Origin of the sequence: Campylobacter concisus (genome assembly GCF_002913045.1) — a bacterium.
In the GTDB taxonomy this organism is placed as follows: Bacteria; Campylobacterota; Campylobacteria; order Campylobacterales; family Campylobacteraceae; genus Campylobacter_A; species Campylobacter_A concisus_AP.
In genome coordinates this window covers 1-5,769 of the sequence record NZ_PPAF01000010.1, presented here as the reverse complement: position 1 = coordinate 5,769, position 5,769 = coordinate 1, and the positions used below count along the sequence as shown (strand labels likewise).

General features: G+C 30.3%; 10 protein-coding genes. All 10 read left to right on the top strand.

Going from position 1 to position 5,769, the window contains the following annotated elements:
- On the top strand, positions 1-938 hold a 938-nt coding region (locus CYP43_RS02090; protein WP_219808129.1), incomplete at its 5' end, for a glycoside hydrolase family 19 protein.
- Positions 939-949: 11 nt separating this feature from the next.
- Positions 950-1,750 carry a hypothetical protein gene (locus tag CYP43_RS02085; protein ID WP_084041576.1) on the top strand — a complete coding sequence of 267 codons (801 nt, stop codon included), beginning with the start codon at positions 950-952 and terminating at the stop codon, positions 1,748-1,750.
- A 214-nt stretch (positions 1,751-1,964) separates the two neighbouring features.
- Positions 1,965-2,144 carry a hypothetical protein gene (locus tag CYP43_RS09585; protein ID WP_199906083.1) on the top strand — a complete coding sequence of 60 codons (180 nt, stop codon included), beginning with the start codon at positions 1,965-1,967 and terminating at the stop codon, positions 2,142-2,144.
- On the top strand, positions 2,144-2,455 hold the full coding sequence (locus CYP43_RS02080; protein WP_199906084.1) for a hypothetical protein: 312 nt from the start codon (positions 2,144-2,146) through the stop codon (positions 2,453-2,455). The genes CYP43_RS09585 and CYP43_RS02080 overlap by 1 nt, the downstream gene beginning before the upstream one ends.
- A gap of 34 nt (positions 2,456-2,489) precedes the next feature.
- The gene (locus CYP43_RS02075) at positions 2,490-2,960 is read left to right on the top strand and encodes a hypothetical protein (RefSeq protein ID WP_103582344.1); all 471 of its coding nucleotides are present in this window, start codon (positions 2,490-2,492) and stop codon (positions 2,958-2,960) included.
- Between the two features lie 50 nt (positions 2,961-3,010).
- The gene (locus CYP43_RS02070; RefSeq protein ID WP_103582343.1) at positions 3,011-3,376 is read left to right on the top strand and encodes a hypothetical protein; all 366 of its coding nucleotides are present in this window, start codon (positions 3,011-3,013) and stop codon (positions 3,374-3,376) included.
- A gap of 7 nt (positions 3,377-3,383) precedes the next feature.
- On the top strand, positions 3,384-3,650 hold the full coding sequence (locus CYP43_RS02065; protein WP_141089833.1) for a hypothetical protein: 267 nt from the start codon (positions 3,384-3,386) through the stop codon (positions 3,648-3,650).
- A 303-nt stretch (positions 3,651-3,953) separates the two neighbouring features.
- Entirely contained in the window at positions 3,954-4,454 is a 501-nt protein-coding gene (locus CYP43_RS02060) for a hypothetical protein (protein WP_103582341.1), read from the top strand.
- Positions 4,424-4,801 (top strand): hypothetical protein, encoded by a 378-nt coding sequence (locus CYP43_RS02055; protein WP_103582340.1) that lies wholly within the window; start codon positions 4,424-4,426, stop codon positions 4,799-4,801. The genes CYP43_RS02060 and CYP43_RS02055 overlap by 31 nt, the downstream gene beginning before the upstream one ends.
- A gap of 9 nt (positions 4,802-4,810) precedes the next feature.
- Positions 4,811-5,608 carry a hypothetical protein gene (locus CYP43_RS02050; protein WP_103582339.1) on the top strand — a complete coding sequence of 266 codons (798 nt, stop codon included), beginning with the start codon at positions 4,811-4,813 and terminating at the stop codon, positions 5,606-5,608.
- The last annotated feature ends 161 nt before the right edge of the window (positions 5,609-5,769 follow it).

Below are 5,769 nucleotides of genomic sequence, written 5' to 3'. Positions count from 1 at the left end.
ATAAAGATGATAAGCTTGGTATAAATTTATTAAGTAAAGAGAATATGGATGAATTTATTAGCTCTTTTAATGAATCAAAGAGTTTAACTAGAGTAGATAGTGGTATGTGGGAAGATGGGGATGAGGAGATAAATGTTTTAATTGAGATTAAAGACTATCCTTTTACACTAAGTATGCTAAAACAAGTATTTACTAATATAAAAACAAACCAAGAATATATCTTACAAGAAATGGTAGATGAACTAAATAGAAGAGATGATGATGACGGAATTCAAATGTATGTAAAATATAAGCTTGATACTAGAAATAGATTAGAGCATTTTTTTGGGCAATGTGCGGTAGAGGTGGAAAGTAGCTTCCCAAAACTGACAGAGAGCTTAGATTATAGCGTGGAAGGTCTTATGGGGTCTAATATTGGCTATTTTAAAAATAATTATGATAGAAGTAAGGATATAGGAAGAATAAAAGACAAAAAAGGAAAAATAATTCAAAAAGCCAATCAAGAAGCCATAGCCAATCTAGGATATGCTGATGAAAATAGACCTAAGGACTTGCGACTTGGCAATACCGAAGAAGGTGACGGCTGGAAATATAGAGGTAGAGGGATAATACAAATAACTGGTAGAGAAATATATACTGAATTTAATAAATTCGCACACAAAGTTAAATTAGTAGGAGATGAAGTAAGCTTTGTGGATAATCCAGAACTGGTAGCTGAAAATAAAACCTTTGCTTTTGTGTCGGCTGCATTTTTCTGGGCTAAAAAAAAGAACATTTACGATAGAGCCGATAAAAGCAAGCCGGAATTAGACAATGAAGAAATAGTAAATAGAGTAACAGATTTAGTAAATGGCGGTGCAAATAAAGAAAGCAGAACAAAAAGAATAAACTCTTATAAACGTATAAGAGAAGCAAATATATTTAAGAAATTTAAATAAAGGGCTGAAGTATGAAATTTAAAACTATTTTATTAATAAATTTACTAATAAACTTAAATTTATATGCTTTTGAAGCTTTAATGCCTAGCCAAGCTACCAATAAAGCGATCGATAATTTTGAACAGATCGAAGACGAATTTTTTACCGGTGATGACTATTTTTCAAACGATTACAGTACTAATACATCTCCTAGTTTTAAGTGTTCTGATGCTAAGGGCAAATATAAATTTAAAGAGTACTCTTTAGAAGACTTTGTTTGTCAGTCCAAATTTCTTGCTTTTAGAGATAACTATTTTGCTGATCTTTATAATCTAATTGTAAAAGAAGCTCCAAATTTAAAAGAAAAAGCTCTAAAGATAGCAAGAGAGAGGATAGCTAAAACTCAAAAAGAGTGTATAGATGGGTATTCAAAATATTTTCAAGTACGGGTTAAATATAATTATAGCGTCGGCAATTCTATTCATTGCACTAGATCTTACTATAGAAACTCCACTGCAAAACTAGCTTTACTTCTTTATAAAAATAATAAAGAGCTATTTAAAAGAATTTACGGCGAAGATTATGAGAAATTTAAAGAGGTCTTTGAAGATACTTTAAAGTATGTGCCGATACTTTACTCTTTTAGAGATCTAAAAGACATAAAAAAAACAGATAAAAAGCCATATGCTGAGTTTTTAAGAAAATATGATGACTATACTGGCGATTATGATAATTATCGTATCCATGATCTAATTTATATAGTGTTAGTCCAATACTCCTTAATAGACAAAAATGGTCATTTGATTTTGCCTGAGAATAGAAAAGAGGAGTAGTATGACTACTTCTTGTAAAGAAAAGATATTAAAGCCAATCTAAGACATGATGATGTCTTGATAAATAAAAATATAGATCAAGCGTAGAATGTAAATATATATGAAGATGACAAGCTAAGCAAAAAAATATGGATAAATTTATTAGCTCATTTAATGAGTCAAAGAGTTTAACTAGGGTAGATAGTGGTATGTGGGAAGATGGAGATAAAGGGAGTTGGGGGTTGATTTAAAAACAGACAATAAAATTGCTTGGGGTAAAAAAGTTTCTTTAGAATTTAAGGAAAAAGTTATAGAAATATGTATAAATTTAAAAATAAATCCTGATTTTTTGATGTCATGCATGACTTTTGAGACAGGTGAGACTTTTTCAGCTAGTATAAAATCCAGTTGCTAGTGCTAGGACTTATACAATTTTTAGAAACAACAGCAGCCGGTCTAGGGACAACTACATCAAAACTAGCAAATATGTCTGAAGTTGAACAACTTGAATATATAGAAAAATATTTTATGCCTTATTCTGGAAAAATTGAAACCATAGAGGACATTTATATGGCAATTATTTATCCAAAAGCCATTGGTAAGTCGAATGATTACGTATTATTTAGTTCTAGTAGTTCTAGCTATATAACAAATAAAGGATTAGACAAAAATATGGATGGAAGCATTACAAAAGAGGAAGCTGCGGCAAAAGTTAAGAAAAATTAGAAAAGGGTCTAAAAAAGCTATAAAGGTTAATTCTATGAAAAAATTTTTATTTTTATCACTACTCTTTATCGTATTTTCTAATGCTCAAAACTTAAGTATAGAAACATATAGCAAGGATAACAAATGCTCCATAAGCATAAATGATGAAGAGATTTATAGCAGAGAGTGCGAGTATGAGCTTGAACCAAATTTAATATTTTATACCAAATTGAATCGCAGCGAAGTGTGGATATTTCAAGACATACAAAACTATGCTGTTTGCAATGGACACGGGCCTTTGAGGATTTTTGAAAAGAAAGATGACGACAAGATAAAATTTCAAGGCGAGATAGATTGGTGCGCGAGTGTGCCATTTTTCGAAGTCACTAATGAAGGCATCTTGATAATAGACAAACCACACAAAAATGCACTAACCAACAATGGTGAGCCAAATTTTAAAAGTAGTGGAAAACTATCAGACGAAAGAAAATATAAATTTGAGAATGGAAAGATCAAAAAGATATAGTTTTGCCTTTGTTAAATAGATATAATGCGACTAAAAAATAGCGGATAGATATGGTAAAAAAGATAGTTATTTTTTATTTTATGGTGCTAGCCTTTATGGCGCATAATGCCTACGCAAAAGATATAAATTTAACTGGGCTTTACAAAAATGAGCCTTGTAATATTTCAATAGAAATAACGAAAAATACCAATAAGGCAAAGTATTTTTACAAGATAGTTGATAATAATCAGACAAAATCACAAGGCTATATATCAAGCATAAAAAGCAATGGCGAAGGTGGATTTTATATAAAATTTAAAAAAATTGACGGGATGTATAAAAGTGATAGCATAGTCATACAAAACTACGGAAACTCTATGAACGAGTATAATCATTTTGAAGATTGCGATAGTAAATATTTAAAATTTGATAAATAGGGCTAGCGTGCGTGATTTTGTAATTACTTTTTTTAAAGCCGAAGAAATAGGATATTGCTATGAAAATGAAAAAATTTTAATAGCTATTGCTATGTTCGAATGCGAGGGTGACATACATTGTACAAATGGTGGTTATTTTGGGGTAAATAAAAGAAATACCAAAAGTTTAAAAATTTTATCAAAACCAACACCAATAAAAAATAGTGTAAATGAGCGCTTGATGGGAATAAATTTAAAAATTCAAACTACATATATGAAATTTATGGCGACATAATGTCTGGCGGGAAAATGTATTTGAACATTTTTAAGTAAGAAAAAACTATTTTTAAAAGCGATGATTTACAACAGATAGAACAAGAAGAATTCCTATCCAAACTTAAAGAAATAGATAAAAGGCTACCCGCGAGCTTTGATAAATTTTATAAGAAATTGAAGAATAAATATCAATAATAGTCTATAAAAATATAGATAAGATAATAGCTATCAAATTTATGCAAAAGAAGAGATCTCTAGTAATAATCAGTCTAATGCAGATAAAGATGATAAGCTTGGTATAAATTTATTAAGTAAAGAGAATATGGATGAATTTATTAGCTCTTTTAATGAATCAAAGAGTTTAACTAGAGTAGATAGTGGTATGTGGGAAGATGGGGATGAGGAGATAAATGTTTTAATTGAGATTAAAGACTATCCTTTTACACTAAGTATGCTAAAACAAGTATTTACTAATATAAAAACAAACCAAGAATATATCTTACAAGAAATGGTAGATGAACTAAATAGAAGAGATGATGATGACGGAATTCAAATGTATGTAAAATATAAGCTTGATACTAGAAATAGATTAGAGCATTTTTTTGGGCAATGCTTTGTAGAGGCAAAGACAACAAAAGGTGATTTTACTTTAGAAGAAGAGTTAGAAAAATTTATAGAGAATAATATAATTAGCTATAGAGGTAAAGCTAGATTAGAAGAAGCTAAAAACTATATCCGCAATATTACGATAAGACAGATCCTTCAAAATGGGCAAAATTTGTTGGTAACGCTATGTACTCTGATCGTGGAAAAAATCATTTAGGCAATGAAGGTGGAGATGATGGATTTAATTTTAGAGGCAGAGGAATTAAGCAATTAACAGGGAAGGACAACTATGCAAGATTTAATAATTATTCACACAAAAAATTTTTAGTCGACAAAGATATAGATCTATTAAAAAACCCTGATCTCATATCACAAGATGGTAAATACGCCTTAATAAGTGCTGCATATTTCTGGATTATAGAAAGGTCTAACCCTAAAAAATATCGTCTTTATGAAATAGCCGATGAAAGCAAAGCGGATTTGGATAATAGTGATATAGTAGAACGTATAACTGCAGTTATAAATCCGCAAAAACTTAGCCTTGAGCATAAGATTTTTCAGTAAGGAAATATGATGAAATTTAAAATTATATTATTAACTAGCTTGAAAGTAGGCTTAAGTTTATATGCTTACGAGCCTTTAAGCCCAGACGAAGCTATGATAAAATTTGCCTCTGACTTTTCGCAGATAAACGACTATCCACTTGATCCCATAATGGACTATGGCAGCCATACTATTTCACCAAGCTTTACTTGCTATGATGCCAAGGGCAAATATAAATTTAAAAAATACTCTCTAGAAGACTTTATATGCCAGTCAGACTATAACTCTTTTAGAGATAATTACTTTGCAGATCTTTATAATCTAATAGTAAAAGAAGCTCCAAATTTAAAAGATAAAGCTCAAAAGATAGCTAGAGAAAGGATAAAAGATAGTAAAAAAGAGTGCATTAGATACTCAAAAAAAGAGTATGACTATAGCTTTGTAGAGAGCAAGGCTTTATTTGTATCTGAAAGTATAGGTTGTATAAGTGAAAAATATAGAGACTTTGCAGCAAAGCTAACTTTAATGCTTTATAAGGACGATAAAGAGCTATTTAGTAGAATTTACGGCGAAGACTATGAGAAATTTAAAGAGGTTTTTGAAGATACTATCTCTATATCAGACCTAAAATTTGAAGGCATAAGCGCAAAACAAAAAGAAAAAAATTTAAAGCTTTATAAAAATTTTGAAGAAAAATATAAGGACTACGATATTGAGGGCTTTGGGTATAATCATTGCTGGGATGCAAGCTATGTTTTATTAGTCCAATACTCCCTAATAGACAAAAATGGTCATTTAGTTTTACCAGAGAATAGAAAAGAGGAGTAGCGTGCCTACTTCTCATCACTTCAAACTCCCCTCGTCTAACAACAAACACCTAAATTTCTCTTTATTAAATTTCGCTAAAGAGAATAACTTTACCCTAAGAGATGATAAAGACTCAGCTATGTTTGATATAAAGCTTCGTCTAGCTCATGGCAACAATGTAG